Below are 26,925 nucleotides of genomic sequence, written 5' to 3'. Positions count from 1 at the left end.
ACCGGCTGAAAAGAAAGGAAGAAACCATGCCGACAGTTTCCGCCCTCGCCGGGCACAGCTATGCCGCCGCCCGCCCCGCAACCGAACCGCAACCGGGCACGGGCGGCACTGCGGCGCTGAACATCGCCCGCGATTTCACCGCGACGCTGCAACAGGCCGAGGCGACGGCACAGGCCGCGATGACCGGCGATGCCGACCCGCATGCGCTGGTACAGGTCCTTGCCCAGACCGAACTCGCGGTCGAGGCCGCGGTGACCGTGCGCGACAAGATGGTCGAGGCCTATCAGGAAATCCTGCGGATGCCGGTCTGACCGATGGACCAGGGCGTTTTCTATGACACGCTCCGTCAGGGGCTGTGGGTCGCGGTCATCACCTCGGTGCCGATCCTGTCGGTCGCGCTGGTCGCAGGCCTTGTGGTCGGCCTGTTCCAGGCGCTGACCTCGATCCAGGAAATGACGCTGACCTTCGTGCCCAAGCTGGGCGCGATCGTCATCGTCTACTGGATGTCGATGGGATTCATGACGCAGACGCTGGTCAGTTTTTTTCAGGACACGCTGGTGCCGCTGATGATCGGTGGCTAACGCGGCAAGGGGCAGAACATGGACAATGCAGGCTATACCACGCTGACCCGTCAATCGGGGCTGATGCGCGAAATGCGGGTGGTGGCGAACAACATTGCGAACATGGCAACGACCGGTTTTCGGCAAGAAGGTCTGATTTTTGCCGAGCATGTGAAAGCCACTGGCCCCGGCCCATCTCTGTCGATGGCCACGGCGAATGTGCGCAACACCTCGATGCTGCAGGGGGCACTGGCGCAAACAAACGGACGCTTTGACCTGGCGATCGAGGGTGATGGCTTTTTTCTGATCGAAACACCCGGCGGCGAGCGTCTGACACGCAACGGCAGCTTCACTCCGAATGCCCAGGGGGAACTGGTAACGAATGACGGGTTCCGCGTGCTCGACGCGGGCGGGGCGCCGATATTCGTGCCGCCCGATGCCGGGGATGTCGCCATCGCAGCCGACGGCACGATCAGCAGCAATGGCCGGCCGCTCGGGCAGATCGGCCTGTTCCGTCCCGCCGACCCGCTGGACCTGATCCGCGAGGATGGGGTGATGTTCCGCGCCGAAACCGGCACCGAGCCCGTCGAACAGGCCCGCATCCTTCAGGGGTTTCTCGAAGGATCGAATGTCGATCCGCTGGGCCAGGTCGCCCGCATGATCGAGGTTCAGCGCGCCTATGAACTGGGCCAGAAATTCCTCGAAGCCGAGGACGAGCGCATTCGCAACGCCGTCAAGACATTCATCCGCTGATCACAGGAGCACCCCATGCGCGCCTTGAAAATCGCCGCCACCGGCATGTCAGCCCAGCAGATGCGGGTTGAAACCATTTCGAACAACCTCGCCAACATGTCCACCACCGGCTACAACGCGCGCCGCGCCGAGTTTGCCGACCTGCATTACCAGCAGGTTGCGCGCGCCGGCACGGTGAACGCTTCGGACGGCACCGTTCTGCCCACCGGCGTGCAGCTTGGTCTTGGCGTGCGGCCCGCCGCGGTGTCGGTGAACATCGCGCAGGGATCGCTCAGCAATACCGGCGGCGATCTCGATATCGCCATCGACGGCCAGGGATATCTCGAGGTCACGTTGCCCTCGGGGCAGGCCGCCTATACCCGCGACGGTGGCCTGAAACGCACCGGCGACGGGCTGATCGTGACATCCGACGGCTTCCCGGTGCAGCCCGAGATCGTCATCCCCGAGGATGCGAAATCAATCTCGATCAATGCCGATGGCGAGGTCTATGCCTATTTCGATCTTGCAACCGAGGCACAGCTTCTGGGGCAATTCAGCCTGGTGGGTTTCACCAATCCCAAAGGGCTCGAGGCAATCGGCTCGAACCTCTTTACCGAGACCGAAGCCTCCGGCCCCGCGCTTGTCTCCACCCCGGGCGAGGACGGGCTGGGCACGCTCAGGCAGGGCTATCTCGAAGACAGTTCGGTCGATCCGGTGCGCGAAATCACCGAACTGATCGAGGCGCAGCGCGGCTATGAACTGAATTCCAAGGTGATTTCGGCAGCCGATCAGATGCTGGGCGCAACCGCGCAGGTGCGGTGATGCGCTGGCTCTGGCTGCTTCCCTGCCTTGCCGCGCTGCCGGCACATGCCGACATGCTGGTAGCCACCCGCACCCTGCGCGCCCAGACCATCGTTTCGCCCGGCGACCTGACCCTGCGCGCCGGGCCCGATACCGGCCTGACCGATCCGGCGCTCGTGATCGGGCAGGAAACCCGCGTCACGATCTATGCCGGCCGCCCCCTGCGCCCCGGCGATGTGGGCCCGCCCGCCATCGTGGAACGCAACCAGGTGGTGCCGCTGATCTACGCCTCGGCCATCCTGCGCATCGAAACCGAGGCCCGCGCCCTTGACCGTGCAGGCGCGGGCGAAACGGTCCGCGTTCTCAACCTCGGGTCACGCAACCCGGTGACGGGCACGGTGCAGCCCGATGGCTCAATCCTGGTCGAAGGTACGAAATGACCCTGAAATCACTCGTTTTTCTGACCTTCCTCGCCATCACCGCCGCCTGCGGGCGCACGGGGCATATCGGCAAGGCGCCCGATTTCACCCCGATCCACCAAACCGATGCGCATCACGCCATGTTCAACCCCGGCCTGCCGATGCGGCAAGAGATCCTGCGGCCCGTCGACCAGGCATCGCTGTGGCGGTCCGGGCGGCAATCGCTGCTGGGCGACCGGCGGGCAATGCGGCGGGGCGACATCCTGACCGTGGTGATCGAGATCGACGACGAGGCCGAGATATCCAACAGCTCCGAGCGGGCCCGCGACGGATCGGAAAACCTTGGCCTGCCCGGCCTTCTGGGTATCCCGCAACGGCTCGACCGGCGTCTGCCCGACGGGGCCACGATGGCGGACGCAGTGTCGGTCAAATCGTCCTCGTCAAGCTCGGGCACGGGCTCGGTCCGGCGCAACGAAAAGCTGACGTTGCGCGTCGCCGCCACGATCACCGACGTTCTGCCGAACGGTGTGCTGTCGATCTCAGGCAGCCAGGAGGTGCGCGTTAACTTCGAGATGCGCGAGCTTCTGGTCAGCGGCTATGTCCGGCCCGAAGACATCTCGCGCCAGAACGAGGTGACCTATGACAAGATCGCCTCGGCCCGGGTGTCCTATGGCGGGCGCGGGCAGATTTCCGACATGCAGCAACCACGCTATGGCCAGCAGGTTCTGGACGCGATCCTGCCATTCTGAACCGGGGTGCCACAGATGCGAAAGATCCTTCCCATCCTTCTGATCCTGATCGGGATCGGCGGTGGCATTGGCGCCGGGCTGCTGCTGCGCCCGGACCCGGCTGCGAAAGCGGCGTTGCCCGAATGCGCGCCGGTCGAGATCGCCCGCGACGATCACGATGGTCATGACACCCCGGACCTGCCGGAATACATCAAGCTCAACAACCAGTTCGTGATCCCCATCGTCGATCACGACCGGGTCGCGTCGATGGTGGTGCTGTCGATCAGCCTCGAGGCAAATCCCGGCAAGCGCGAAGAGGTTTTTTCGCGCGAGCCAAAGCTGCGGGACATCTTCCTGCAAGTGCTGTTCGATCACGCCAATGTCGGCGGTTTCCGCGGCACCTTTACCACCGCCGGGAACATGGGCACCCTGCGCGGCGCGCTGCTCGATGCCGCGCAGGGCGTGATGGGTCATGACGTGACGGATGTTCTGATCACCGACATCGCCCGCCAGGACGTGTGATCCACCCCTATTGCCATTCCTGCCCGCTGTGCCGGGCACGGGCCGTTTTCCCGGCCCGTTTTTCCAGCTCCCGCGCGGCGCGATCGCGTCCGAACGCCTGCCTGAGCCGGTGTTCGACCGGCTCCTTGCGGGCCAGAAGCCGCGCCAGCTCCATGTTGAGCGTGCGCTGGCGCGCATCGAGCCACGCCTGCCATGCCACATCCGCGCCGCTGGCCCTGCGCTCAGGCCTGTCGTGATTCGTCCGGGCCGAGGCACGGCGGCTCTCGTCCATCTCGGCAAGTGCCGCGCGCAATTTCTGTTCCTCGGCGCGCAGGGCCTGCATTTCCGACTGGCGCAGGCGATAGACCATGCCGGTCAGCCGGGCCAGATCCGCGTGACGCCCACTCATCCGCGCCATACCTTCTGCCGCAGCGTATCGGCAAACCGGATCGCGGCCGCGACCGCGCGGTAATGTTCGGGCGCGATTTCCTGTCCGATGTCCACGCTGGCGAAAAGCGCCCGCGCGGACGGCGGATCGGAATGGATGGCAACACCGTTCTCCGCCGCAATCTCGCGGATGCGGCGGGCGATCTCGTCCACACCCTTGGCCACGCATTCCGGCGCCGTGCCAGGCGCACGGCTCCATTTCAGGGCCACGGCATAATGGGTGGGGTTGACGATCACCACATCCGCGCCCGGCACCGCCTCCATCATCCGGCGCGACGCGATTTCCTGTGCCTTCCGCCGGCGGTTCTGCTTCATATGCGGATCGCCCTCGGCCTCCTTGTGTTCATCGCGCAATTCCTGGTGCGACATGCGGTTCTTGCGCAGATGCTCGTGCCGTTGCCAAAGATAGTCGACCGCACCGATGCCCAGCGCCACCAGCAGGACGACGAAAAGAAATTCAAGGCTCAGCCTGGCCAGCAACGACGCGGCGATGGCCGGGCTGGTCTGGACGCTGGCCGACATCTCCTCGATCCGGGCGCGGAGAAACAGGAATAGCACGACCGAATAGATCACCAGTTTGACAAAGCTCTTGGCAAACTCGAACAACCCGCCCCGTCCAAACTTGTTCTTCGCGTTCGAGACCGGGGATATTCGGTTGAGTTTCGGCGCAAGTTTTGACGGCGCTACCACCAGGGCACGCTGCGCGACGATGGCCAGCAGGACCAGGGCCGCCGGAATCGCGAACCACGGGGCCACTGCCCCGGCAACCCGGCCGATCAGTGAAATTGCAGGCGCGGCCGAGGCACCGCCGAAAAAGACCGCTCGCCAGCCATCGGCACCGCCGGTCAGGCTGGCGAAAACGGTGCCGAGCCGGTCAACCCCCTGCACCCCCGCGACCAGAAAGGACAGCAGCAGCCCGCCATAAGCTGCGGCCACCGAAAGATCCTGCGATCTTGCGACCTCGCCCTTCTTGCGCGCCTCTTCCAGCTTTCGGGGCGTCGGGTCATGTGTCTTGTCGCCCTCCTCCTGCCCGGCGCTCATCGGGTAGGTCCTTGCGGCGCCGCAAGAAACGCGTCAATCGCCGCCAGCCAGACCTGCAGGATCAGCGGCGACAGGATCATCAGCAACGCAAGCCCGCCAAAGGTGATGACCGGCGCGCCGACAAAGGCCACCATCAGCTGCGGCATCGCGCGGTTGATCGCCCCGAGCGTCAGATTGTAAAGGACCGACGCTATCACGAAGGGCGCAGCCAGGGTAAAGGCCAGCGCAAACACCCGCGACACCAGCCCCGAGCCCCATGCCGCAACCACCGATGCGTCCGGCAGACGGGCGGGCGGGAAAAGCTCGTAGGACAGGATCACGAAGCTGACCGCCTTGACATGCAGGCCCGTCATCATGGCCAGCGCCAGACCGGCAACCACAAGGACATGGGCAATGGCCGGCTGCGGATCGGCACCCGCGCCCGCGAAGATCTGCGCCAGCGACGTGGATTGTGCCGCGATGGCCCCGGCGGTGGAGAGGCCGAGCACGAAAAGCCTCAGCGACAGCCCGAGAAGAAGCCCCGCCAGCGTCTCGGTCAGAACCAGCCAGGCCAGGTCCGGCAGCGTAGGTGCCGTGCCGAACGGTGGGACCGACGCTGCAACCGGCACGGCAAAGACCAGTGCCAGACCAAGCCTGACCCGCACCGGAACCGATGTTTCGCCAAATGCCGGCAGCAACGCGACAAGCGCACCGACTCGCAGGAAAACAACGAAACCGTGCCACAGGACTGCCAGCGACAGGCCCAGCAAACCCGCCGCCTGCTCGATCATGCGGCCACCGTCCCGATAAGCGCCGGCCGGGCGTCAACGCCAATTTCTTCGAAGGACAAGACGGGTGTCGACAGCCCCTTTGCCGACAGAACCGTGCGCAAGAAACGGCGGCGCCGGGCCGAGGTGACGATGACGGGGAACACCCCCCTCTCACCCGCGTCCGACACATTCGCGGCGGCGCCATCGGCAAGCCTGGTGAACAGCTCGGGCGGCAGGGCGATATCCAGCGCGCCGCGCTCGCTCTCGATCTGGTAGGCGGCGAACCTGTCCTCCCATTCCGGCGCAAGCTGGATCAGCGGCAGGGAACCGTCCGCGCGCTTCAACCCGGAAACGAGCTGGAACCCCAGCCGCTGACGCACATGTTCGCAAATCGCGTCCGGCGCCGAGAGGCCGGCCGCGCGCGCCTCGGCCGTTGCCTCGAGGATAAGGGGCAGGTTGCGGATCGACACCTGCTCTTCCAGCAGCAGCCGCGCGACCCGGTGCAAAAGGTCCAGCGGCACGCGGTCCGGTATCATCTCGTCCAGCAGCTTGCGGTTGGCATCCGCGCGGGCGGGGTCGGACAGGTTCACCATCTCGTCCAGCAGGCGGCGCAACGCCTTGAGCGTCAGCAGGCGCGGGAAATTCCGCTTGATCGTTTCCAGAAGGTGGGTTGCCAGAACCTCGGCCGCGGTCACGATCGTCACGCCCGCCAGCGCCAGGTTCTCGCGCGCCGCATCCTCGATCCAGCGCGCCGGTGCGCCATAGACGGGTTCGGCCACGTCTTCGCCGGGTGGCAGGCCGGTCTTGCCCTCGGGCACCAGCGCCAGCACCCGGTCGGGAAACAGCCGCGCGCGTACCTGCTCGACCCCCTGGATGCGGATCACGTAGGTGCCAGGCGGCAAGGCGGCGTCATCCGTCAGCCGGATCTCGGGCAGGATCAGGCCAAAGGACTTGGCCACATGCATCCGCATGTTCGCGATCCGCACGTCAAGCCCGGTACCCGTGTCCAGCACCATGGTCACAAGGTCGGGCGCAAATTCGACATGGATGTCGTCAAGGTCCAGCACATCGCCCAGCGGCTGCGGACGCGGGGCGGTGTCTTCCGTCTTGTCGGGCCTGTCCTGTGGGTCCCCCGGGCCGCGGCGATACACGGCAAATGCCGCCGCGCCCAGCCCGGCCGCCCCCAGGACGAACGGCACGAATGGCAGGCCGGGCACAAGCGCGAAAAGCGCCATCAAAAGCGCAACCGTGGCAAGCGCCGCAGGATGCCGGCCGAGTTGCGTGGCAAGCGCCGTGTCGGTGGCCCCCACCGTCCCCCCGCGCGCAAGCAACAGGGCGGCGGCGATGGAAATGATCACGGCCGGGATCTGCGTCACAAGCCCGTCACCGACAGTCAGGATCGCATAGGTTTCGAAGGCGGTGGCAACCGGCAGATCATGCACCACCAGCCCCATGACAAGCCCCATCACAAGGTTCAGCAACGTGATCAGAAGCCCCGCCAGCGCGTCGCCCTTGACGAATTTCGAAGCACCGTCGAGCGAGCCGAAAAAGGTCGTCTCCTGCTGTTCCTTCTCGCGCCTGGCACGGGCTTCGGCATGGTCGATCGCCCCGGCGGACAGGTCGCTGTCGATCGCCAGCTGCTTGCCCGGCATCCCGTCCAGCGCGAAACGCGCGCCAACCTCGGCCATCCGCCCGGCCCCCTTGGTGATGACCATGAAATTCACGATCAGCAGAACCCCGAACACCACGAGGCCCAGGAACAGGCTACCGCCCATGACGAAACTGGCGAAGCCCTCGATCACACCCCCGGCGGCGCGGGTGCCGGTATGCCCCTGGCCGATGATCAACTTGGTGGACGACACGTTGAGCGACAGCCGAAGCATCAGCGACGCCAGCAGGATCGTCGGAAAGGCCGAGAAATCCAGCGGCCTCTCGACGAACAGCGTAACGGTAAAGATCAGGATCGCCAGCGCGAAGGACACCGCCAGCCCGATATCGAGGACCCAGGCCGGCATCGGCAGGATCATCATCACGATCACCGCCATCAGCGCAAGCGCAAGCAACACGGTGGGCTGGAACAACGCGCGGTGCGACATCAACCCCGCTCCTCGCTAACGAGAGGCAGAAAGGACCGCCCGATATGCGCATCCTGCGGCACAAGTGACCCCAGCCGCGCCGGCGCGCCCGCCCGCAAGAGAGGAAAGGCATTTCCTCGCCGTCCCTCATGTCCGGCGGGACGCTGCAAGGGTGCCGGGGCCTCTGACGGGCCAAGGGATGCATGGATTTCGGAAAACCGTGCCTCGTAGCGACGTGCATGGGTAGCCGTGCGTGAATGATAGGCCCCGGCAGCTTTCGTCCAGTCGCCGGTTTCATCGTGGAGCGACCCAAGAAACCGTGCCGCGTAAAGGGCATTGGCCTGCGGATCGAACATCTCGTCGATCGAACGGAACCCGCCGCTGTGCCAGCGATAATTGATCTGGAAACACCCGACATCGAAGCTGCGCGCGCCGCGTTTGAAATGCCGAAAGACATAGGCCTTGGCCTCGTCCGGCGTGTCGAACCAGACGCCTTCGCCCTCCATGTTCACCGTCCAGGGCCAGGGTTGCAGCGCGCCGGCGCGGCTGCGTCCGGTTTCGGTGCGGGTGATCGCGCGCAGCACAGAGAGGGGAACGCCGGTTTCCTGCGAGGCGATCCTGGCGGCCTCGTCACAGCGCCCCGCAACGGGATCGGCCAGGGCCAGACGACAAAGCAACAGCCAGCATATTGCGATCATCGCACCGCGGAGTGGCCAAAGGGCGCCTCGGTACATCCCGGAACTCATATGTCGCGCGGTCATTCACCGTCCTCCGCCGCTTTCTGCCAGCGCCACCAGGTTTAGGGGCCTCCGGTTGCGATTCGGTTACCGCCGGTGCTGCCAAGGCAGCTATTCCTGTCCGTCCTGCAGCACGCCCTCGACCGGGTAGGACGACAGCAGTCGGTCCAACATCGCGCGCATGGCGGCACTTTGATCCAGAAGCGTGCGGTTTCGCGTCAGGACGCCTTCGGGCCCGGTTTCCGGGTCGCGAGCCCCGGTCTTCAGCCGCGCGATCCCGGCAAGAACCGGATCTTCCGCATTTGCCAGTGTCCCCCAGTCTTCGGCCAGAAAGGCGGCGTGCGCGGCCTTGTCCTGCACCTCGAGCGCGGCATAGATTCGCGCCGCCACCGCGTGATTGCCCGCCATGTCGCGCGCCTGCGCCCGCAACGCATCGACATCCCTGCCGGACAGCCCCAGAATTTCAGCTTCGGCCTGACGCGACTGTCCGCGCGCAAGGGCATTCCCGGCACGCAAAAGACGCCTCTCCCGCCCCGCAGAACCCGTCGCACCACCACGCAGGACCAACACCGCCTGCTGATGAAACCCGAGCGTGCCCAGCCGCGCGGCCAGGCGATTGGCCGTCCGGGCAGACAGCGACGCGGCGGTTTCCAGGCGCGGGAAAATCTGCGTCAGAAAAACCTCGTCCGATGCCCTGTCGTGCAAGAGGTCATAGATCGTTTCAGGGCGCGCGACGCCATTGTCATCGGGCAATGCCTCCAATACGGCAAAGGCGTCCCCGAACTGCCCGGCACCGGCGCGCGCCAGGCTCTCGGCCCAGGCCAGCCGGTCCGCCGCATCGGATTTCCTGTGCTCGAACGCGAAGGCCGCAGCCAGATCCGCGGTCTCCGGCGTAATCGGCCGCCCCGCGGCAATCTCGGCCACGATCAGTTCGGCCAAGGCTTCGGGCGACTGGGTGGTATTCTTCGCAACCACTTCCTTGCGCCTGTCCTGCGCTCGGTCGACCGCACCGGAACGGGCGGAAATATCCGCCGACGCCATCTTGCTGTCCGCGTCCTGTTCCTCTCGCGCGAGGTCGAGCCGGCGCAGCACCGTTTCCGCCGCATCACGATACCCGAGGGCCATCAAACGCCGCGCCAGCATTGGCCCCAGCCTTTGGCGCAAATGATCGGGAAGGGCCGCAAAATGCCGGACCACCGCCTTGTCGTCCACGTCCTGCCGGTCCATCCCGTCCGGCAGTGCAAGAACAGCCCACAGGGCCACCGCACCATCGCAAACGGCCTGCCCGGTCAGGGGTCCGGCCTCTGCCACCGTCCCGCCATCGACAATATGCGACAAGATAGTCAGGACAGGCTGAGAAACCTCGTGCAGGGCAAGGCTGCCGCGCGCCTCGGCCCCGAAACCGTAATGCAGATAGTGACGGGCCAGTCCCAGCGCAGCCTCGGGCCGGAGCCTGTCGAATTCCCCGTAAAGCTGCGACCGCCAGTTTGCGAGGCCCGTGTTGAAATCCTCTGCCCCCCAACCGGCGATGGCAAATGCCACGTCATCCAGGCAGGTGGTGTCGTTCAGACCTTCACCATTCACGCGCATATGTGCGTCTATCGCCGCGTCTGTGCCTGTAAGCACACCCAATGGAATCGAAGAATCCACCGGCTTCGCTGCGGAAGCAGGCTCAGCCGGTTGCAAGGCCGGGTCTCGTGTCGGCAATCTCTGCGCGGGTTGCAAAACGCCCCGCGCCGCCGCGCGACCCAGATGCTCCAGCAGCCTCTGTTCTGCGGCTTTTACCGCCTCTCCGATTTCTGCGTTCTGTTGCACGTTTGCGTCCAGTCGATCCGGCACACCGGGCGGCGCAGTCGGATGGGGCAGGAACAACGGCAGATCGGTGGCCGTGACGTCCGGTTCGGGAGTGGCATTCGACTCCCGGCCCTGGTGGCCGAGTACCTCGGATATCTTCGGCTCCCCGAAAACGTCGAGGACCAGCATACCGCCCCCCTGATCCTCGACCCGAACCGCGCAATCGCAGGCGAATTCGACGACGATCTCGGACGGCAGCGCGCCGGGCACCACATCCCTGATCCGGCTGCGGTCGATCCGGGTGAACACCTCCGACAGATCGAACCCGGTAACACCTTCGGGGATACGCAACACCGCCGCGCCGGGGCGTTCTTCGAGCACCCATTCGCCGGGCCGGGGAAGGTGGATCACAAGCCGCGTGAAATCACCATGGTCCCCCGATCGGACAGTGGCCTGCGCCGCCCACGCCATCGGCGCCGCCAGACCCGCAATCAGAAGCAGACAGGCCAGGAACCGTGTCATGCCGCCTCCTGCCGGAGCGCCTTGAGCGCCTCTTCCAGCTCGTCGAAATCGGGGCGATAGTGCGAAGGCGTGTTTTGCCGCCCGACCTCGATACAGATATTGGCCGCATGGTCGTACAGGTTGGCGACCAGCACCTCGCGGATCAACTGATAGAAATGCGCGTCTTCCTCGACCACGGCCTTGACCTTGCCCGCGAATGGCGCAACCAGACCGTAGGCCAGAAAGACGCCGAGGAACGTGCCGACAAGCGCACCGCCGATCATCTTGCCCAGCACCTCGGGCGGCTGGTCGATCGACGCCATCGTCTTGATCACGCCCAGAACCGCCGCGACGATCCCCAGGGCCGGCAGGCCATCCGCCACGGTTTGCAGCGCGTGGCTGCCGTGCAGCGCGTGATGCAGGTTGGCGTCGATCCGCTTTTCCAGGACTTCCTCCACCTGGTGCGGATCGTCATAGTTCATCGAGGCCGACCGCAGCGTGTCGCAGATCAGGTTGATCGCCTCCTTGTCCTTCAGGATCTTCGGATATTTCGAAAATATAGAAGAATCTGCCGGTGCCTCGATATGCTCTTCGATCGCCACCGGGCTTGATTTTGCAAGGCGGATCAGCTCGAAAAGAAGGCACAGAAGGTCGCGGTAATCCGCGGGCTTCCATTGCGGTCCCTTGAAAACCTTTCCGATATCCTTGGCGGTATGCTTGACCGCACCCATGTCGTTGCCGATCAGAAAGGCGCCCACCGCCGCGCCGCCGATCATCATCATCTCGAACGGCAGCGATTTCAGGATGATCCCGATCTTGCCGCCGGCGGCCAGGTAGCCACCGAACACCATTGCAAAGATCACAACGATACCAATCAGACCCAGCATGATTTCCTCCGGCCCTTGCCTGCAGGCGCAACGTGACATGCAGGCGTTAAGAAACCCTCAGCGCGGGCTGTTCACTCGGTAGGAACCGACATGTTTCGGCCTGCGAGGATCACGCTGACGGAATAGGCAGCCCTGGGGCTGAGCCCGGCCATGACCCCCGCCGCCGCGGCCGGTTGCATCCGCCCGAGGAATCCGGCCGCGAATTCCGGGTCCATCGTTTCGAAAAGCGCAGCGGCATCCTTGGGCTTCATCGCCTCGTATACCGACACGAGCCGCGTGATATCGTCCTCGGCCGCGCTGTCCGCCAACGCGATCGTGGCCCGCAGCGCGTCTTCGGCGGCACGTAGTTCCCCGGTCTTGAACGTGATTTCCTCTTCTGCAACCGCCAGCGCGTGAAGCCTGTCGCGCAGGCGCGTCTCTTGCCGGTCAAGCCGCGCCTCACGGTCCCGCAGCGCATCCAGAACGGGCGCAATCTCCTTGGGTGGCGCACAAGCCGCCTGCTCCTGGGCCGGTACGTGCCCGGCGACCGCAGGGGTATCCTCCCCGGCCCGGGCCAACGCCGCGCCGGCACCCGGGGCCAGCCGCAGACCGGCCGACGCGATCAGGAACCCCGCGATGATCGCCAGGGTGCCGCGGCCGGGTCGCCGCGCCCTCATTGCCACGTCTCCCCGTCCCCGCGACCATGGCGCACGAACATCGGCTCCTGCACATCCTCCGGCGGGCTGTCGGGCAGATCGTGCATCGACGCGACCAGCAGTTCCAGCCGCTTGGCCACGCCTTCGGCACGTTCGGTCAGCCCGTTCAGCGATTGCGTCGACTCGCCTGCCGTCTGCTGCGCCGCCGCCAGTGTTCTGGTCAGGTCATCCACCTGCGCCGACAAAACCGCAACCGCCCCACCCACACCGTTTTCAAGGTCGTTGAACCGGCTCAGCCGCCGCGCCAGAACGAAGCAATAGAAACCGGCGCCCAGCGCACCGGCGACCAGCAGAATATCGGCAATCAGTTCCATGACACCCCTCGCTCAGTTCAGCACAAATTCCATGATCAGCAGATCGCGCACGCGGTCGGCCCCGGCCACCACCTGCACGCGGCGCAGCATCTGGGCCCGCAGGCGGGCAAGAATCGCCGGATTCTCCAGATCGGCGGGCTCGATCGCGCGCAGGTAACTGTTCAGAACGTCGATCACACGCGGCGACAGCGCCTGCACCTCGGCCTCGGCACCTGTCACGACCTCAAGCTGTGCCCGGAACTTCAGGTGCCTGCTATGCGACGTCGGCGCCAGCGAGATGACCAGCGGATCAAGCGGAACGAAAACCACATCCCCAAGCGGCGCGGGCGCGATAGCAAGCTCGCTGTCATGCCCGGCATCACCCTCGCCATGCCCGCCATGTTCATGCGCATCCGCCGTCACGGGCAAGTGCGATTCGCCCCCGAGAATCATCCCCGAATATACCGCATAGAACCCCCCGCCACCGCCCAGAAGGGCAAGGGTAACCCCCAGAATCAAAGGAAGTTTCGACGGTTTGGGCGTGTCCGGGGCCGCGGTTGCGTCGGTCATCTCGTCACCTGCGCATGAATTGCATTACCCGGTCTGCATAGCCGTGCAGGAACTAACCGATTGTTAAGCCAGGTACGCCATAGATCGACGGGAACAGGGGCAGAACGCCCTGTTAACCGGAGGTCCGTCGTGCAGCAGGTTCTGAATATCTGGAACGCGCTTGAAACCCGCCGCAAGGTCATCGTCGTGCTTGCGACAGTGGCCATGCTCGCCACCGTTACCGCGCTTGCAAGGCTGGCGGCCACACCCAGCCTGGCGCTCTTGTATTCAGGGCTGGAAAACGGCGCTGCGGGCGAGGTGGTGCGCGCGCTCGAACAGCGCGGCGTCACCTACGAGGTGCGCGGCGGCGCGATCTTCGTCGAATCGGCCCGGCGCGATGCGCTGCGCATGACGCTGGCCAGCGAAGGGATGCCGGCCAACAATGCGCGCGGGTACGAACTGCTCGATGGGCTTTCGGGCTTTGGCACGACCTCGCAGATGTTCGACGCCGCCTATTGGCGCGCGAAGGAGGGTGAGCTTGCGCGCACGATCGTCGCCGGGCCCGGCATCACCTCGGCCCGCGTGCATATCGCCAACACCGACGGCAACCCGTTCCGCCGCGACCTGCGCCCGTCGGCCTCGGTGGCCGTCACGGCCTCCGGCGGGCCCTTGCCACCATCGCAGGCGCGGGCGCTGCGTTACCTGGTGGCGTCGGCCGTGGCAGGATTGCAGCCCGATGATGTGACCGTCATCGACGGTACCGGGGCGATCGTCGCCGGCGCCGAAGGCGAGGCGCCGTCGAACACCGCCGAGGATCGCAGCATTGCGTTGCGGGACAAGGTCCAACGGCTGCTCGAAGCGCGCGTGGGCCAGGGCAATGCCGTGGTCGAGGTCACGCTGGAAACTGTCACCGAAAGCGAATCGATCCGCGAACGGACATTCGATCCGAACGGGCGCGTCGCCATCAGCACCGAGACCGAGGAAAGCAGCGACAGCTCCCGGAACGCCGGGGGCGGTGAAGTGACCGTGGCGTCGAACCTGCCCGATGGTGAGGCAGGGGGCGGTGAGTCCAGCGACAGCCAGAACAGCCGGGTGCGCGAACGCGTGAATTACGAGGTGTCCGGGACCGAGCGCGAGATTCAGCGCGCCGCCGGGGCGATCAGGCGCCTGACCGTCGCGGTTCTCGTCAACGGCACCGCCGCAAACTCGGGGGACGGCACCGAAACGATTGCCCCGCGGCCCGACGACGAACTTGCCGCCCTGCGCGATCTCGTGGCCTCGGCTGTCGGATTCGACGAGGCACGCGGCGATGTCATCACCCTGAAATCCATGATATTCGAACCGGTCGAACCGATGGGAACAGCGGTCGTGCCCGGACTGTTCGACCGGCTGGCACTCGATACCATGTCACTGATCCAGATGGCGGTTCTGGCGCTGGTGGCGCTTCTTCTCGGCCTGTTCGTCATCCGCCCCGTTCTGGTCGGCGGGGCCGCGGCGCAGCCCGCCTCCCTGCCGCCGCCCGCACCGGCACACCCCACATCGTCCGGCGACGCCCTGACCGGCGAAATCGCCGATGCCGACGGGAACTTCCTGCCCGCCGCCCGCCCGACACCGGCCACGCTGGCCCAAGGCGATGGAACGGCACAGGCCGACGCGGTCCAGCGTCTGCGCGCCCTGATCGGCGAAAGGCAGGATGAAACCGTCGAGATCCTGCGCACCTGGCTCGAAGAAGAGGAGCCCGCCCGATGAGCCTGCACAACCTGCTTGAGGATTTCGGCGATTTCGACACCGGCCCGCTTGTCCTGTCCGGCCAGGCGCTCGAGGATCATAGGCTCAACGCGTTCGAGCGTGGCTATCAGGCCGGGTGGGACGACGCGACGAAAGCGCATTCGCAAGAGCAATCGCATATCGGCGCCGAACTGGCCCGCAACCTGCAGGACCTGTCCTTTACCTATCACGAGGTGCAGGCGGCGCTGCTGCACAACCTCGACCCCCTGTTCGACGCGCTGCTGAATACGTTCCTGCCCACGATGGCCGCTGACGCGCTCACACCGCGAATCGTCGAGGAACTGACCGGCCTCGCGCGCGAGATCGGCGGCGGGCCGATCGTGCTTTCGGTCGCTCCGTCGCAGGCCGGCCGCGTGGCCTCCCTCCTGCCGGAAGAATCCGGCCTGTCCGTCTCGGTGCAACCCGACGGCACGCTGGGCGAAGGGCAGGCATTTCTCCGCCTCGGTGACCGCGAGCGCATGATCGACCTGGATCAGACGCTGGAGGACATCCGCCAACGGGTATCGGCATTCCTTGAAACAGCGCAGGAGGACAGAAAGCATGGCTGATACGGACGGCAGCACCGGACAAGCGGAGCCGGGCAATGCGTTCTCGTCGGTTCCGATCGAGATCACAATTTCCGTGGGCCGCGCCCGCCCACCGATCCGCGAGCTGCTCCAGATGGGCGAAAACTCGGTTCTGACTCTCGATCGCCGCGTCGACGACCCGGTCGAACTTTACGTCGGCGATCGCCTGATCGCTCGGGGCCATCTCGAGGAACTGCAAGGCGATGTGCCCGGGCAGCTCGCCGTGCGCCTGACCGAGATCAGCAATTTCGCGGACGGGTTGGAATGACGCCGCGGATGGCCGCCGCCGGCACTGTCCTGCTTGTCGCACTGGTTTTCGCGTCGCCGCTCTGGGCGCAGGATCTGTCAGTCACCTTCTCGAACGGTGAGCAGCTGACGACCCGCACCATCCAGCTTTTTGCCCTTGTCACGTTGCTGTCCCTGGTTCCGGGGCTTGCTGTGATGATCACCTGCTTTCCCTTCATCGTCACGGTTCTGTCGATCCTGCGTCAGGCGATCGGGCTGCAACAGTCCCCGCCGAACATGCTGATCGTGACACTTGCGCTGTTTCTGACCTATTTCGTGATGGACCCGGTATTCCGCGAAGCCTGGGATCGCGGGATTAACCCGTTCATGACCGGCACGCTTGACCTTGAAACCGCGTTTTCCGCAACGTTAGAGCCGTTTCGCACCTTCATGTCGGCCCGGACCGATGCCGAAACCTTCGAAACCCTGGCTGCACTGCGCCCCGATATCGGGCCGGTCGCCCCGGATATGGATGCGCCGCTTTCGGTTCTCGTTCCCGGCTTTCTGCTGTCCGAGATCGCCCGCGCGTTCCAGATCGGATTCCTGATCTTTCTGCCATTTCTCATCATTGACCTCGTGGTTTCCGCCGTGCTGATGTCGATGGGCATGATGATGGTGCCACCTGTCATCGTTTCGCTACCGTTCAAGCTGGCATTTTTCGTGATCGCCGACGGATGGTCACTTATCGCGGGCGCGCTGGTGCGCGGCTACCTCTGAACGCCCCTGCCCCGGCCGGGTCCGCGGTGCACCCTTCAGGCAGACCCGGAAAACACCTGAACACCGGCGGGCCGGAGCTACTTTAGCTCCAGCTCAAAAACAGCCTTTCCGCAATATCAGAGACTGAAAGGCACGCCTCTCCGCCACAGGCGTCGGGCGAAAGCATACCGCTCAACGCACGACGAAATCCGCATGGAGCGCCCCGGCGGCTTTGATGCTTTTGAGAATGTCGATCATGTCCCGCGGCGAAACGCCCAGTGCATTCAGCCCCGCCACCACCTCGGACAGGGAGGTGCCTTCAGGCAGTTCGGCCAGCCCGATGCCCGGCTCTTCCTCGATCTCGGCCTCGGTGCGCGGAACGATGACGGTCTCGCCCCCTGAAAACGGGTTCGGCTGCACGACCAGCGGAGTTTCCTGGATGCGCAGGGTCAGGTTGCCCTGCGACACCGCCACGCGCGAAATCCGCACGTCCTCGCCCATCACGATGGTGCCCGACCGCTGATCGACGACCACGCGGGCGCGGCGTTCCGGCTCGACCGGAAGGTTCTCGATCCGGCCGATGGCATGGGCGGGCGATCGCGCCCGCGTCGCCCCGATATCCAGCTCGACCGTGCCCGCATCCAGCATCACCGCCACCTCGCGACCGAAGCTTGCGTTGATCCGCGTCTCGATACGCGCGGCCGTGGTAAAATCCGGCTCTCTCAAGGCAAGACGCATGGAGCGTAGATCGGAGAAATCGAACTCTGTCTCACGTTCGACAAAAGCACCGGCGGGGATCATACCCGCCGTCGGAACACCCTGTATCACCTCGGCCCCGTCGCCCCCGGCCACGGCGCCGCCTGCGATCACCGTGCCCTGCGCGACGGCATAGATCTGCCCGTCTGCAGCATTCAGCGGTGTCATGATCAACGTCCCGCCCATCAGGCTTTTGGCATCACCGATCGCCGACACCGTCACATCTATGCGGCCACCGGCGCGGGCAAAGGCCGGCAAGGTCGCGGTCACGAAAACCGCAGCCACGTTCTTTGGGCGGAACTGCTCACCGCTGACGTTGATACCAAGCCGTTCGAGTATGTTGGTCATTATCTCTTCGGTGAAGGGCGCGTTGCGAATCCCGTCGCCCGTGCCGTTCAGCCCGACGACCAGGCCATATCCGACCAGGTCGTTGCCCCGTACCCCGTCAAATTCCACAAGGTCCTTGATCCGAACGGGATTGGCGCCGGCATGACCGGGCAACGCGGCGGCCAGAACCGCCACAAGGGCAAGGCGCATCACATGTACTCCGTCAGGGACAGCCGCGACAGGCGCACCGTCACGGTATACAGGCTTTCCAGGTTGAACTGGACCTGCTCCAGCCGCGTTGCCGTCTCGTATGGGTCAACCGACAAAAGCCCCGCCCGCGCCTGTTCCAGCGCCAGTTTCTCCGAGGCGTTGCGAACCGCCGTTTCCTCAAGCCGCGCCTGCGTGACGCCCAGATCCGCCTGCAGCGCACCGAGCCCGTCCTGCGCGGCATAAAGCGCGGTACCGGCGGCACGGTAAAGCCCGTCACGCGCCGCCTGATCCAGCCCGGCGGCCTGATCCCCGGCCAGAAGGGCAAGCGCGATGGGTTTCAGGCTGGCCCGCAACGCGGCATGATCGGCGCGCAGATCAAGTCTGGCACTTTCGCCCTCGGCGACACGGAACGCGGGCGCGGCATCTGCGGTACCTGTATAGGCGATCGTGCCGAACCCGCCGCCCGGCAGGTCGAACCACCCATCGACGGCGGTCGTGATGTCGTCGGGATCGGTCAGGCCCGCGGTCGCGCTGCGCAAACCCGCAAGGATCGCATCGGGATCCGCCAGCGCGGGGGCTGTCACCTCCTCTCCGGCGAACAGGCTGCGCCCGGCAACGCGGGTATTCAGCAGGGCAACGGCCTGATCGAAAACCGCACGCGCCTTGCCCGATGCAATCTGTCCGCTCTCGCCCAATCCGGTTTCCGAAACGGTAACCAGCGTCCCGGCCAGATCCTGCGTTACATCCTGCAAGCTACCCAGCACATGCTGCATCGCGTCCGTTGCCGTCTTCGCATCGGCCGTCGCTTGCCGATAGGCGGCGTTGGCCGTCATGCGGTGTTCGATATCGGCCAGCGCCGTGAAATCGCCGCCAAGGTGGCGGGCGGGGTCGGCCACCTGACCGCTGGCCAGTTCCACGCTCAGGCGCTGCATCTCGGTGCGCAATCGCGTGTTGTGCCTCAGCAACATGACATGCGTGGTCAGGTCGCCCAGTGTGGTAACGGTCATGGCTCAGATCCTCATCAGGGTGTCGATCAGCTTGCCCACCGTCTCGATCACGCGCGCATTCGCGGCGTAGCTCTGTTCGATCAGCATCAGTTTCTGCAGTTCGGCATCGCTGTCGACGCCGCCTTCCTTTTCGGCCACCCGCAGGGCGTCCCGCTGCGCGGTGACGAATCCCTGGCGGCGCTCGGCCTCGTTGCGCAAGACCGCGGCGTTGGATTGGTAATCGGCAACGCGGCTGTGCAGAGACTGGGAAACCGCCGGCAACGCGGCCGAGCCCGGCATCCGCGTTTCGCCCAGCGCCGCGCTCATCGCGGTCAGCAGCGCCCCGTTGCCGCTGGCACCCGGCGCCGTGGCGGCCAGACCGTCGCGCATACGCCAGCTTTCGCCGCCCGCAACCGGGTCGACAGCGGGGTTCAACTGCAACCGGCCCGCCAGGCCCACCTCGTTCGTGGCCAGCACCGCGGCACCTGCATCGGTGAAAAGGCCCGCGGCGGCCGCGCCCAGTGTCGGGTCGACCGCCATGCCCTGGAACCGTTCGGCCAGGTCACGCGCCACACCATCCAGTTGCGCCTGCGCGTCAACCAGCGCCCCGTCGCGCATGGCGAAGAGCGCACCCAGCGTACCGCCGCGCAACGCACCACCCGGCGGATCGGTCGCCAGCGGATTGCCGTTGATGGTCAGGCCCGACAACAGGCCCGATCCGGCGGTCATATGCGGCATGATCGTCGGCGTGGGCGTGAAACCGATCCGCGCTGCCTGCCCCTCGAACAGCACGGCGCCATGCGATGTATAGAGCGCCAGCCCGTTATTGTCGCGCGGCACCACCCGCACCGGCACGATGGTGCTGATCTCGTCGATCATCCGGTCGCGCTGATCCTGCAACGCCGCGCCTTCCTGTCCACGCGCACCGACAAGGCGGGTGTTGATACCCTCAAGGTCGGTCAAAAGCGTGTTGAGCCGCGATACCGCCTCCGCGACACCGCGATCGGCCTCCTGCCGCATGGCCTGCAAACCGTCCGACATGGTGGTCAGCTTTTCCACCACGGCATCCGCCCGGATCACCGCGACATCCAGCCGGGCGGTCACATTCGGCTGGCTGGCCGCCGTCACAAGGGCGGCGTCGAACTCTGACAAGAGCGTGCCCAGCGCACCGGGCGCGCCGGGCATGCCGGCCATATCCGCCACGCGTGACAGATAGGCACCGCGCATTTCGGCCTCGGCATGGCTGGCATCGGCCAGACGCCTGTCGGCTGTCAGGGCGGGGTCGACATGGCGGATGATGCCCGTCACCGACACGCCGCCCAGGACGCGCGCGGCCAGCTCCAGATCGCGCGGCGCATAACCTTCGGTCGTTGCGTTCGAGATGTTGGATGCGACGACCTCGGCCGCGCGGGACGATGCGGTCAGGCCGGAAAGGGCGTTGGACAGCGCGCCGGAAATGCTCATGGACTCAGCCTTTCGTCAGGGATCAGCGTTTGATGTTGGTGGTTTCCTGCAGCATCTCGTCCACCGTCTGGATCACCTTGGCGTTCGAGGAATAGGCGCGCTGGGTCTGGATCATCGCGGTCAGCTCGCCCGCCACGTCCGTCGCCGACTCCTCGCGCGCATAGGCGACGATATCGCCGGTCGGACCGTCACCGGCATCCCACATGAAATACGTGCCGCTTTCGGGCGAGGGCAGATAGGTCTGATGATCCAGCGCCACCATCCCGTTTGGGTTCGGCATGTCGACCAGCGGAATCTGATAGACGCGGCGCGTGATCCCCGTGTCAAAGAACGCATGGACGAAACCGTTTTCGTCCACCTCGACCGATGTCATGTTGCCCACGGGCGAGCCGTCCTTGGAAATCGCCACCGGCGCGAAACTGTCGGACAGCTGGGTCAGCCCGCTTGAATCCCCGGGCTTGCCGATGGTGATCTCCATCGGGCCACCGGCGACATCGACGATCATGCTGCCGGTCGCAGGATCATAGGCACCGCCCGAAACCGTGGAGACCGCATTCAATGTCCCGCCCGATGTCCGGCTGTCATCGAAGGTCAGGGTGTATTCCCCGATCACCGCGCCGCCCTGGGCCGAATCGCGGATCACCATCGTCCATTCGTTCGACGATCCCGTGGCCGGCACGGTCGGCGTAAACTGCACCGCCAGGCTTTCCGAGGTGCCGAGATTGTCGAAATACTCGACCGGCCATTCCTGCATGTCGCCCGGCGCGCCCGCGGTGGTGCCGGTGGCGGGCAGGTTTACCCCCAGCGACATGCGCGTTGTCGGTTCGCCGGTGAACTGGTTGACATTGATGCGCACCGGGCTGAGCCCGGCCGACGTGTCGCGCGGATAAACCGGGATCGTACCGTCGGCCAGCGCGGGCCAGCCCAGCAGGACAAGGCCCGATTCGGTGCGAAGATACCCATCCGCATCGGTGCGGAACGACCCCGTGGTCGTCAGGTACATCGTGGTGTCGCCATTACCCACGCCCACCTGCGCCGCCTGGGCCACCGGCATGAACCCGCGCCCCCGCACGCTCAGATCCGTCGCATTGGACGTTGTCACCAGCGACCCGCTCTGGTCGATCAGGCGCTGGCTGGTGGTGCGCACCCCACCGGCGGTATAGGCACGCCCCGAATTCGACAGAACCATCGAGTGAAAATCGGTCTCGACCCGCTTGTAGCCATAGGTCGCAGAATTGGCGATGTTGTCGGAAATCGAGGCCAGGCGACTGGCATTCGCCGCCAATCCCGCCACACCCGCGTTAAGCGAAGAGGAAATCGTCATGGATACGCCTTTCTGCTGCATCAGCCCGTGTCGGGATGCAGTCTTAAAGGCGCCGGCTTAACACCGGGCTAATAGCTAAAATTCCATCAACCTTCCGTGCGGAGCAGCACGATCTCCAGCCGGTTGTTGCGCGGCGACATCGGATCGCGAAAGGCGGGTTCCCGATCGGCATGGCCCGTCACGCGCTCGATCCGGGCGCCGGGCATTCCCTGTGCCTCCAGAAGCCTGCGCAGCGCGTCGGCCCGCGTCGAGGACAGGTGCCAGACGGTGTTGTCGAGCAAGACAACCGGCTGCGCGGCCACGTGCCCCGCCACCGCGACGGGGTTGCGCACAAGCCCCAGAACGCGGGTCAGCATCGCGGAAAGCTCGGTCAAAAGCGCGGTCGGCGTGTCGGTCGGCCCGTCGAACAGCGTCGCATCGTCGATATCGAAAAGCTCGATCACCAGCCCCTCGTCGGTCATGCGGGTCACCACGTGCCGCAAAAGGTTTTCCTGCGTGATGCTTTCACCGCCACTTCCCAGCAGGGCATCTTCGACGCTGCGCAGGGCTTGCATTTCCGCGTCCGAAAGCCCCGACTCCCGGCCCGTCGACCGCAGGGTCGTACCACCCGTGCCGGTGCGCGCCAGCGACATCTCTGAAAACAGGCTGTCGCCACCCAGCACGCCCTCGCCCCCGCCCGAGATCCGCGCCAGCGGCACGGTCGGGCTGAAATATTCGGCAATCCCCTTGCGCTGTTTTTCCGTCGTCGCGTTCAGCAGCCACATCAGCAGGAAAAACGCCATCATGGCGGTCACGAAATCCGCATAGGCCACTTTCCACGCCCCACCGTGGTGACCATCGCCGGCAACGATCTTTTTCCTTTTGATGATGACTGGCGCCGCATTGCCTTGCGCGCCCATCTCCACCACCTTTCATCTCACCCAGGGTCAGGAATAGCGCGCCAAAGCTTGCCGGCAGGTTAACGGAGACGAGGGAGTGCCCGGACGAAACCGCGCGATTTTAGGCGAAAACCGCGCGGTTTCAGAACACCACCCGGCAGGTCAGGTTCAGCCGCCCGCTCCGTGGCAAAAGCGTGGACGACCCGAACCTGATCCGGTCGACACCGTGATGAACCAGCCGGGCATCGCCGCCCATCACCAGCACGTCGCCGGACCGCAGCCAGACACTTTCGGTCGGGCCGCCGCGATCGGTGTTGCCGACCCGGAACAGGCCCTCATCGCCCAGGCTGACCGACAGGACCGGCCAGGAAAAATCCGCCTCGTCGCGGTCCTGGTGCAGCCCCATCCGCGCACCTTCACCATAGTAATTCACAAGGCAGCAATCGGGGTCGCGCGCAGCGCCGACCAGGTCGTGCCAGATCGCCAGCACCCCGGCCGGGATCTCTGGCCATGGCGTACCCGACGGGTGGCGCGGCTCGTAGCGATAGCCGCGCCTGTCGCTGACCCAGCCGCAACGGCCGGCCGAGGTCATGCGCACGCTCATCTGCTTGCCCCATCGTGTTTCGGGATGAAACATCGGCGCCGCGGCCACCACGTCGCGCAGCGCCGTGACCAGCGCCTGCTGCGCGTCCGGGTCGAGAAAACCGGGGTAAATCGCCACGCCTCGCAGCATTCGGGGTTCTTTGGACAAGAAATTACCTCTGATTCACGAATTCGGCCTATTTCCACCGCTTGCAGGGTGCCAGACCCCTCCTTATATACGCCGGGAAGCGTGGCGCCGCACCCAGGTGCCGCACGAAACCAATTCGGGGCAGGGATGCCATAACGGGTCCGGGTCTCGTGTCATCGCCTTGAAAAGAAAGGGATCGAAAACATGGGTAAAGTCATCGGTATCGACCTTGGGACAACGAACAGCTGCATCGCCATCATGGACGGTGCGCAGCCCAAGGTTATCGAAAACTCCGAAGGGGCACGCACGACGCCTTCGATCGTCGCCTTCACCGACAATGAGCGCCTTGTGGGCCAGTCTGCCAAGCGTCAGGCCGTCACCAACGCGGCCAACACGATCTTTGGCGTCAAGCGCCTGATCGGTCGCCGGTTCGACGACGCCGACATCGCCAAGGACAAGAAGAACATGCCCTTCGCGGTTGTCGATGGCGGCAATGGCGACGCATGGGTCGAGGTGAAGGACGAGAAATACAGCCCCAGCCAGATTTCGGCCTTCATCCTGGGCAAGATGAAGGAAACCGCCGAAAGCTATCTCGGCGAGGAAGTGACGCAGGCCGTCATCACCGTTCCGGCCTATTTCAACGACGCACAGCGTCAGGCCACCAAGGACGCCGGCAAGATCGCCGGGCTCGAGGTTCTGCGCATCATCAACGAACCGACCGCGGCCGCGCTGGCCTATGGCCTGGACAAGGACGAAAGCCACACGATCGCGGTCTATGACCTTGGCGGCGGCACGTTCGACGTGACCATCCTGGAAATCGACGACGGCCTGTTCGAGGTGAAATCCACCAACGGCGACACCTTCCTTGGTGGTGAAGATTTCGACATGCGGATCGTCAACTACCTGGCCGACGAGTTCAAGAAAGAGCACAATGTCGACCTGACCGGGGACAAGATGGCCCTTCAGCGCCTCAAGGAAGCTGCCGAAAAGGCCAAGATCGAGCTGTCCAGTTCCAGCCAGACGGAAATCAACCAGCCGTTCATCGCAATGGACCCCGGCAGCGGCGCACCGCTGCACATGGTGATGAAGCTGACCCGCGCCAAGCTGGAAAGCCTGGTGGGAGACCTGATCAAGCGGTCGCTCGATCCGTGCAAGGCCGCGCTGAAAGACGCCGGCATGAACGCCAGCGACATCGACGAGGTCGTTCTGGTCGGCGGTATGACCCGGATGCCGAAAGTGGTCGAGGAAGTGACCAAGTTCTTCGGGAAAGAGCCGCACAAGGGCGTGAACCCCGACGAGGTGGTCGCCATGGGCGCCGCCATCCAGGCCGGCGTTCTGCAGGGTGACGTGAAAGACGTGGTCCTGCTGGACGTGACGCCGCTGTCGCTGGGGATCGAAACGCTGGGTGGCGTGTTCACCCGCCTGATCGACCGCAACACCACGATCCCGACGAAGAAATCGCAGATCTTCTCGACCGCCGAGGACAACCAGTCGGCCGTGACGATCCGTGTCTTCCAGGGTGAGCGCGAGATGGCCGCCGACAACAAGCTGCTGGGCGCCTTCAACCTGGAAAACATCCCGCCGGCACCGCGCGGCATGCCCCAGATCGAGGTGACGTTCGACATCGACGCCAACGGCATCGTGTCGGTCAGCGCCAAGGACAAGGGCACCGGCAAGGAGCAGAAGATCACGATCCAGGCGTCGGGCGGCCTGTCGGACGACGACATCGAAAAGATGGTCAAGGAAGCCGAGGAAAACGCCGAGGCCGACAAGCAGCGCCGCGAACTGGTCGAGGCCAGGAACCAAGCCGAATCGCTGATCCATTCGACCGAAAAGTCGATCGAGGAACATGGCGACAAGGTCGACCCCTCCACGATCGAAGCGATCGAACTGGCGGTTGCCGCGCTCAAGGACGAGCTGGAGAACGACAACGCCGACAAGATCAAGTCCGGCATCCAGAACGTGACCGAAGCCGCGATGAAACTGGGCGAAGCGATCTACAAGGCGCAGGCCGAGGAAGGCGAAGACGGACCCACCGCCACGGATGAGGCAGGCGGCCGGGCCGACGATGACGATATCGTCGATGCCGACTTCGAAGATCTCGACGACGACAAGCGCTCGTAACCGCGCTTTGCGGAACCAATCAGGGCCGGTCCGGGCGCCGGGCCGGCCCTTGACGTTCCGGTAAAGGGGAACCCCAATGGCAAAACGTGATTACTACGATGTGCTTGGTATCTCGAAAGGTGCAGAGCCCGACGAGATCAAGAAAGCCTATCGGAAGAAAGCCAAGGAACTGCACCCCGACCGCAATTCGGACAACCCCGATGCCGAGGCGCAGTTCAAGGAAGTGAACGAGGCCTATGACGCCCTGAAAGACCCCGAGAAAAAGGCGGCCTATGACCGCTTTGGCCACGCCGCGTTCGATGGCGGCATGGGCGGCGGCGGTCATCCGGGCGGCGGTTTCCAGGGCCAGGGCGATTTCGCCAGCGCCTTTTCGGATATCTTCGACGACCTGTTCGGCATGGGCGGCCGTGGCGGGGCCGGTGGGCGCCAGCGCGCCGCGCGGGGTGCCGACCTGCGTTATAACCTGCGCGTGACGCTGGAAGATGCCTATACCGGCCTGCAGAAAACCATCAACGTGCCCACCTCGGTCGCGTGCGATGCCTGCAACGGCACCGGAGCCGAAGGCGGCGCCGAGCCCACCACCTGCCCCACCTGTTCGGGCATGGGCAAGGTGCGCGCGCAGCAAGGTTTCTTTACGATCGAACGCACCTGCCCGACCTGCTCGGGGCTGGGCCAGACGATCAAGAACCCGTGCAAATCCTGCGGCGGCCAGGGCCGGGTGGAAAAGGATCGCGCGCTCAGCGTGAACATTCCCGCCGGCGTCGAAACCGGCACGCGCATCCGGCTGGCCGGCGAGGGCGAGGCCGGAATGCGGGGTGGCCCGGCGGGCGATCTCTATATCTTCATCGAGGTCACGCCGCACAAGATATTCGAACGCGACGGCACGAACCTGTTTTGCCGCGTGCCCGTGTCGATGACCGGCGCGGCGCTGGGCGGCGATATCGAGGTGCCCACGATCGACGGCGGCCGCTCACGCGTGAAAATCCCGGCGGGTTCCCAGTCCGGGCGGCAAATGCGCCTGCGCGGCAAGGGTATGCCCACCCTGCGCGGCGGCGCGGCCGGCGACATGTTCATCGAACTTGCCGTCGAAACCCCGGTGAACCTGACCGGCCGCCAGAAAGAGCTGCTGCGCGAGTTCGAGGCGCTGTCCGAGGATAACAACCCGGAAAGCAAAAGCTTTTTCTCGTCTGTCAAAAGCTTCTGGGATTCGATGAAGGGCTGACACGGCCCCCTGCCCGGTATCTGGAAAAGGGCGTGCCCCGGCGCTGGGGCACGCCCTTTT

General features: G+C 65.1%; 29 protein-coding genes. 13 read left to right on the top strand and 16 right to left on the bottom strand.

Annotation, left to right across the window (positions count from 1 at the left end; all coding sequences use genetic code 11):
- The first annotated feature begins 26 nt into the window (after positions 1-26).
- Genes fliE through F3H87_RS15365 form a run of 7 tightly spaced genes read left to right on the top strand, consistent with a single transcriptional unit; the run spans position 27 to position 3,762 of the window.
- Entirely contained in the window at positions 27-311 is a 285-nt protein-coding gene (gene fliE, locus F3H87_RS15395) for a flagellar hook-basal body complex protein FliE (RefSeq protein ID WP_149787286.1), read from the top strand.
- A gap of 3 nt (positions 312-314) precedes the next feature.
- Positions 315-581: a flagellar biosynthetic protein FliQ gene (locus F3H87_RS15390; RefSeq protein ID WP_149787287.1), complete on the top strand. Its 267-nt coding sequence runs from the start codon at positions 315-317 to the stop codon at positions 579-581.
- An 18-nt stretch (positions 582-599) separates the two neighbouring features.
- A complete protein-coding gene (locus tag F3H87_RS15385; RefSeq protein ID WP_149787288.1) occupies positions 600-1,313 on the top strand; it encodes a flagellar hook-basal body complex protein in 714 nt (237 codons plus the stop codon).
- A gap of 15 nt (positions 1,314-1,328) precedes the next feature.
- Positions 1,329-2,114, top strand: coding sequence for a flagellar basal-body rod protein FlgG (gene flgG / locus F3H87_RS15380; RefSeq protein ID WP_149787289.1), 786 nt, complete (start codon positions 1,329-1,331; stop codon positions 2,112-2,114).
- Positions 2,114-2,533 carry a flagellar basal body P-ring formation chaperone FlgA gene (gene flgA / locus F3H87_RS15375; RefSeq protein ID WP_149787290.1) on the top strand — a complete coding sequence of 140 codons (420 nt, stop codon included), beginning with the start codon at positions 2,114-2,116 and terminating at the stop codon, positions 2,531-2,533. Before flgG ends, flgA begins: the two co-directional genes overlap by 1 nt.
- A complete protein-coding gene (gene flgH, locus F3H87_RS15370) occupies positions 2,530-3,261 on the top strand; it encodes a flagellar basal body L-ring protein FlgH (protein ID WP_149787291.1) in 732 nt (243 codons plus the stop codon). The genes flgA and flgH overlap by 4 nt, the downstream gene beginning before the upstream one ends.
- A 15-nt stretch (positions 3,262-3,276) precedes the next feature.
- Positions 3,277-3,762 carry a flagellar basal body-associated FliL family protein gene (locus tag F3H87_RS15365; RefSeq protein ID WP_149787292.1) on the top strand — a complete coding sequence of 162 codons (486 nt, stop codon included), beginning with the start codon at positions 3,277-3,279 and terminating at the stop codon, positions 3,760-3,762.
- A 7-nt stretch (positions 3,763-3,769) separates the two neighbouring features.
- Here the strand turns inward: F3H87_RS15365 and F3H87_RS15360 are convergent, their stop codons facing one another.
- The 10 genes from F3H87_RS15360 to F3H87_RS15315 form a co-directional block, all read right to left on the bottom strand.
- Positions 3,770-4,150 (bottom strand): hypothetical protein, encoded by a 381-nt coding sequence (locus tag F3H87_RS15360; protein WP_149787293.1) that lies wholly within the window; start codon positions 4,148-4,150, stop codon positions 3,770-3,772.
- Positions 4,147-5,229: an EscU/YscU/HrcU family type III secretion system export apparatus switch protein gene (locus tag F3H87_RS15355; RefSeq protein ID WP_149787294.1), complete on the bottom strand. Its 1,083-nt coding sequence runs from the start codon at positions 5,227-5,229 to the stop codon at positions 4,147-4,149. The genes F3H87_RS15360 and F3H87_RS15355 overlap by 4 nt, the downstream gene beginning before the upstream one ends.
- Positions 5,226-5,999 (bottom strand): flagellar biosynthetic protein FliR, encoded by a 774-nt coding sequence (locus tag F3H87_RS15350; protein ID WP_149787295.1) that lies wholly within the window; start codon positions 5,997-5,999, stop codon positions 5,226-5,228. Before F3H87_RS15350 ends, F3H87_RS15355 begins: the two co-directional genes overlap by 4 nt.
- Positions 5,996-8,074 carry a flagellar biosynthesis protein FlhA gene (gene flhA, locus F3H87_RS15345; RefSeq protein WP_149787296.1) on the bottom strand — a complete coding sequence of 693 codons (2,079 nt, stop codon included), beginning with the start codon at positions 8,072-8,074 and terminating at the stop codon, positions 5,996-5,998. The genes F3H87_RS15350 and flhA overlap by 4 nt, the downstream gene beginning before the upstream one ends.
- Positions 8,074-8,751 carry a transglycosylase SLT domain-containing protein gene (locus F3H87_RS15340; protein ID WP_149787297.1) on the bottom strand — a complete coding sequence of 226 codons (678 nt, stop codon included), beginning with the start codon at positions 8,749-8,751 and terminating at the stop codon, positions 8,074-8,076. The genes flhA and F3H87_RS15340 overlap by 1 nt, the downstream gene beginning before the upstream one ends.
- 150 nt (positions 8,752-8,901) lie before the next feature.
- Positions 8,902-10,854 (bottom strand): hypothetical protein, encoded by a 1,953-nt coding sequence (locus F3H87_RS15335; protein WP_149787298.1) that lies wholly within the window; start codon positions 10,852-10,854, stop codon positions 8,902-8,904.
- A 248-nt stretch (positions 10,855-11,102) separates the two neighbouring features.
- Positions 11,103-11,972, bottom strand: coding sequence for a flagellar motor stator protein MotA (motA, locus tag F3H87_RS15330; protein ID WP_149787299.1), 870 nt, complete (start codon positions 11,970-11,972; stop codon positions 11,103-11,105).
- A 71-nt stretch (positions 11,973-12,043) separates the two neighbouring features.
- A complete protein-coding gene (locus tag F3H87_RS15325) occupies positions 12,044-12,628 on the bottom strand; it encodes a MotE family protein (protein WP_149787300.1) in 585 nt (194 codons plus the stop codon).
- Positions 12,625-12,981: a DUF6468 domain-containing protein gene (locus F3H87_RS15320; protein WP_149787301.1), complete on the bottom strand. Its 357-nt coding sequence runs from the start codon at positions 12,979-12,981 to the stop codon at positions 12,625-12,627. The genes F3H87_RS15325 and F3H87_RS15320 overlap by 4 nt, the downstream gene beginning before the upstream one ends.
- A 12-nt stretch (positions 12,982-12,993) precedes the next feature.
- Positions 12,994-13,530: a flagellar basal body-associated FliL family protein gene (locus tag F3H87_RS15315; RefSeq protein ID WP_149787302.1), complete on the bottom strand. Its 537-nt coding sequence runs from the start codon at positions 13,528-13,530 to the stop codon at positions 12,994-12,996.
- A 129-nt stretch (positions 13,531-13,659) separates the two neighbouring features.
- Between F3H87_RS15315 and fliF the strand changes: the two genes are divergently transcribed.
- The 4 genes from fliF to fliP are packed head-to-tail and all read left to right on the top strand — an operon-like array spanning position 13,660 to position 16,865.
- Complete coding sequence (fliF, locus tag F3H87_RS15310) at positions 13,660-15,258, top strand: flagellar basal-body MS-ring/collar protein FliF (RefSeq protein ID WP_149787303.1); 1,599 nt, start codon at positions 13,660-13,662, stop codon at positions 15,256-15,258.
- Positions 15,255-15,845 carry a FliH/SctL family protein gene (locus F3H87_RS15305; protein WP_149787304.1) on the top strand — a complete coding sequence of 197 codons (591 nt, stop codon included), beginning with the start codon at positions 15,255-15,257 and terminating at the stop codon, positions 15,843-15,845. Before fliF ends, F3H87_RS15305 begins: the two co-directional genes overlap by 4 nt.
- The gene (locus F3H87_RS15300) at positions 15,838-16,131 is read left to right on the top strand and encodes a FliM/FliN family flagellar motor switch protein (protein ID WP_149787305.1); all 294 of its coding nucleotides are present in this window, start codon (positions 15,838-15,840) and stop codon (positions 16,129-16,131) included. Before F3H87_RS15305 ends, F3H87_RS15300 begins: the two co-directional genes overlap by 8 nt.
- Entirely contained in the window at positions 16,128-16,865 is a 738-nt protein-coding gene (fliP, locus tag F3H87_RS15295) for a flagellar type III secretion system pore protein FliP (RefSeq protein ID WP_223228083.1), read from the top strand. The genes F3H87_RS15300 and fliP overlap by 4 nt, the downstream gene beginning before the upstream one ends.
- Before the next feature lie 171 nt (positions 16,866-17,036).
- Here fliP and F3H87_RS15290 read toward each other — a convergent pair whose 3' ends face one another.
- From F3H87_RS15290 to F3H87_RS15265, 6 genes are all read right to left on the bottom strand, one after another.
- Positions 17,037-18,137 (bottom strand): flagellar basal body P-ring protein FlgI, encoded by a 1,101-nt coding sequence (locus F3H87_RS15290; protein ID WP_149787306.1) that lies wholly within the window; start codon positions 18,135-18,137, stop codon positions 17,037-17,039.
- A complete protein-coding gene (locus tag F3H87_RS15285; RefSeq protein WP_149787307.1) occupies positions 18,137-19,144 on the bottom strand; it encodes a flagellin in 1,008 nt (335 codons plus the stop codon). Before F3H87_RS15285 ends, F3H87_RS15290 begins: the two co-directional genes overlap by 1 nt.
- 3 nt (positions 19,145-19,147) lie before the next feature.
- Complete coding sequence (flgK, locus tag F3H87_RS15280) at positions 19,148-20,587, bottom strand: flagellar hook-associated protein FlgK (protein ID WP_149787308.1); 1,440 nt, start codon at positions 20,585-20,587, stop codon at positions 19,148-19,150.
- Positions 20,588-20,609: 22 nt separating this feature from the next.
- Positions 20,610-21,911 (bottom strand): flagellar hook protein FlgE, encoded by a 1,302-nt coding sequence (locus tag F3H87_RS15275; protein WP_223228082.1) that lies wholly within the window; start codon positions 21,909-21,911, stop codon positions 20,610-20,612.
- An 86-nt stretch (positions 21,912-21,997) separates the two neighbouring features.
- Positions 21,998-22,810 (bottom strand): flagellar motor protein MotB, encoded by an 813-nt coding sequence (locus F3H87_RS15270; protein WP_149787310.1) that lies wholly within the window; start codon positions 22,808-22,810, stop codon positions 21,998-22,000.
- A 121-nt stretch (positions 22,811-22,931) separates the two neighbouring features.
- Entirely contained in the window at positions 22,932-23,522 is a 591-nt protein-coding gene (locus F3H87_RS15265) for an alpha-ketoglutarate-dependent dioxygenase AlkB family protein (RefSeq protein ID WP_149787311.1), read from the bottom strand.
- Positions 23,523-23,723: 201 nt separating this feature from the next.
- Between F3H87_RS15265 and dnaK the strand changes: the two genes are divergently transcribed.
- Both dnaK and dnaJ read left to right on the top strand, forming a co-directional pair.
- On the top strand, positions 23,724-25,643 hold the full coding sequence (dnaK, locus tag F3H87_RS15260; protein WP_149787312.1) for a molecular chaperone DnaK: 1,920 nt from the start codon (positions 23,724-23,726) through the stop codon (positions 25,641-25,643).
- Between the two features lie 76 nt (positions 25,644-25,719).
- Entirely contained in the window at positions 25,720-26,865 is a 1,146-nt protein-coding gene (gene dnaJ / locus F3H87_RS15255) for a molecular chaperone DnaJ (RefSeq protein ID WP_149787313.1), read from the top strand.
- Positions 26,866-26,925: the final 60 nt, after the last annotated feature.

Origin of the sequence: Lutimaribacter pacificus (genome assembly GCF_900142185.1) — a bacterium.
Taxonomy (GTDB): domain Bacteria; phylum Pseudomonadota; class Alphaproteobacteria; order Rhodobacterales; family Rhodobacteraceae; genus Lutimaribacter; species Lutimaribacter pacificus.
The sequence above is the reverse complement of the archived record's forward strand: the minus strand, read 5'-3'. Positions and strand labels throughout refer to the sequence as shown.

What these genes read in the sequence shown, in the direction of transcription:
- F3H87_RS15385 (WP_149787288.1), top strand. Translation starts at nt 600, where the DNA reads ATGGACAATGCAGGCTATACCACGCTGACCCGTCAATCGGGGCTGATG.
- F3H87_RS15320 (WP_149787301.1), bottom strand. Translation starts at nt 12,981, where the DNA reads ATGGAACTGATTGCCGATATTCTGCTGGTCGCCGGTGCGCTGGGCGCC.
- flgH (WP_149787291.1), top strand. Translation starts at nt 2,530, where the DNA reads ATGACCCTGAAATCACTCGTTTTTCTGACCTTCCTCGCCATCACCGCC.
- F3H87_RS15355 (WP_149787294.1), bottom strand. Translation starts at nt 5,229, where the DNA reads ATGAGCGCCGGGCAGGAGGAGGGCGACAAGACACATGACCCGACGCCC.
- flgG (WP_149787289.1), top strand. Translation starts at nt 1,329, where the DNA reads ATGCGCGCCTTGAAAATCGCCGCCACCGGCATGTCAGCCCAGCAGATG.
- F3H87_RS15270 (WP_149787310.1), bottom strand. Translation starts at nt 22,810, where the DNA reads ATGGGCGCGCAAGGCAATGCGGCGCCAGTCATCATCAAAAGGAAAAAG.
- F3H87_RS15365 (WP_149787292.1), top strand. Translation starts at nt 3,277, where the DNA reads ATGCGAAAGATCCTTCCCATCCTTCTGATCCTGATCGGGATCGGCGGT.
- fliE (WP_149787286.1), top strand. Translation starts at nt 27, where the DNA reads ATGCCGACAGTTTCCGCCCTCGCCGGGCACAGCTATGCCGCCGCCCGC.
- fliP (WP_223228083.1), top strand. Translation starts at nt 16,128, where the DNA reads ATGACGCCGCGGATGGCCGCCGCCGGCACTGTCCTGCTTGTCGCACTG.
- dnaK (WP_149787312.1), top strand. Translation starts at nt 23,724, where the DNA reads ATGGGTAAAGTCATCGGTATCGACCTTGGGACAACGAACAGCTGCATC.
- F3H87_RS15390 (WP_149787287.1), top strand. Translation starts at nt 315, where the DNA reads ATGGACCAGGGCGTTTTCTATGACACGCTCCGTCAGGGGCTGTGGGTC.
- flgA (WP_149787290.1), top strand. Translation starts at nt 2,114, where the DNA reads ATGCGCTGGCTCTGGCTGCTTCCCTGCCTTGCCGCGCTGCCGGCACAT.
- F3H87_RS15360 (WP_149787293.1), bottom strand. Translation starts at nt 4,150, where the DNA reads ATGAGTGGGCGTCACGCGGATCTGGCCCGGCTGACCGGCATGGTCTAT.
- F3H87_RS15340 (WP_149787297.1), bottom strand. Translation starts at nt 8,751, where the DNA reads ATGATCGCAATATGCTGGCTGTTGCTTTGTCGTCTGGCCCTGGCCGAT.
- F3H87_RS15290 (WP_149787306.1), bottom strand. Translation starts at nt 18,137, where the DNA reads ATGCGCCTTGCCCTTGTGGCGGTTCTGGCCGCCGCGTTGCCCGGTCAT.
- F3H87_RS15350 (WP_149787295.1), bottom strand. Translation starts at nt 5,999, where the DNA reads ATGATCGAGCAGGCGGCGGGTTTGCTGGGCCTGTCGCTGGCAGTCCTG.
- flhA (WP_149787296.1), bottom strand. Translation starts at nt 8,074, where the DNA reads ATGTCGCACCGCGCGTTGTTCCAGCCCACCGTGTTGCTTGCGCTTGCG.
- F3H87_RS15315 (WP_149787302.1), bottom strand. Translation starts at nt 13,530, where the DNA reads ATGACCGACGCAACCGCGGCCCCGGACACGCCCAAACCGTCGAAACTT.
- F3H87_RS15285 (WP_149787307.1), bottom strand. Translation starts at nt 19,144, where the DNA reads ATGACCGTTACCACACTGGGCGACCTGACCACGCATGTCATGTTGCTG.
- dnaJ (WP_149787313.1), top strand. Translation starts at nt 25,720, where the DNA reads ATGGCAAAACGTGATTACTACGATGTGCTTGGTATCTCGAAAGGTGCA.
- F3H87_RS15265 (WP_149787311.1), bottom strand. Translation starts at nt 23,522, where the DNA reads ATGCTGCGAGGCGTGGCGATTTACCCCGGTTTTCTCGACCCGGACGCG.
- motA (WP_149787299.1), bottom strand. Translation starts at nt 11,972, where the DNA reads ATGCTGGGTCTGATTGGTATCGTTGTGATCTTTGCAATGGTGTTCGGT.
- F3H87_RS15305 (WP_149787304.1), top strand. Translation starts at nt 15,255, where the DNA reads ATGAGCCTGCACAACCTGCTTGAGGATTTCGGCGATTTCGACACCGGC.
- flgK (WP_149787308.1), bottom strand. Translation starts at nt 20,587, where the DNA reads ATGAGCATTTCCGGCGCGCTGTCCAACGCCCTTTCCGGCCTGACCGCA.
- F3H87_RS15325 (WP_149787300.1), bottom strand. Translation starts at nt 12,628, where the DNA reads ATGAGGGCGCGGCGACCCGGCCGCGGCACCCTGGCGATCATCGCGGGG.
- F3H87_RS15275 (WP_223228082.1), bottom strand. Translation starts at nt 21,911, where the DNA reads ATGACGATTTCCTCTTCGCTTAACGCGGGTGTGGCGGGATTGGCGGCG.
- F3H87_RS15300 (WP_149787305.1), top strand. Translation starts at nt 15,838, where the DNA reads ATGGCTGATACGGACGGCAGCACCGGACAAGCGGAGCCGGGCAATGCG.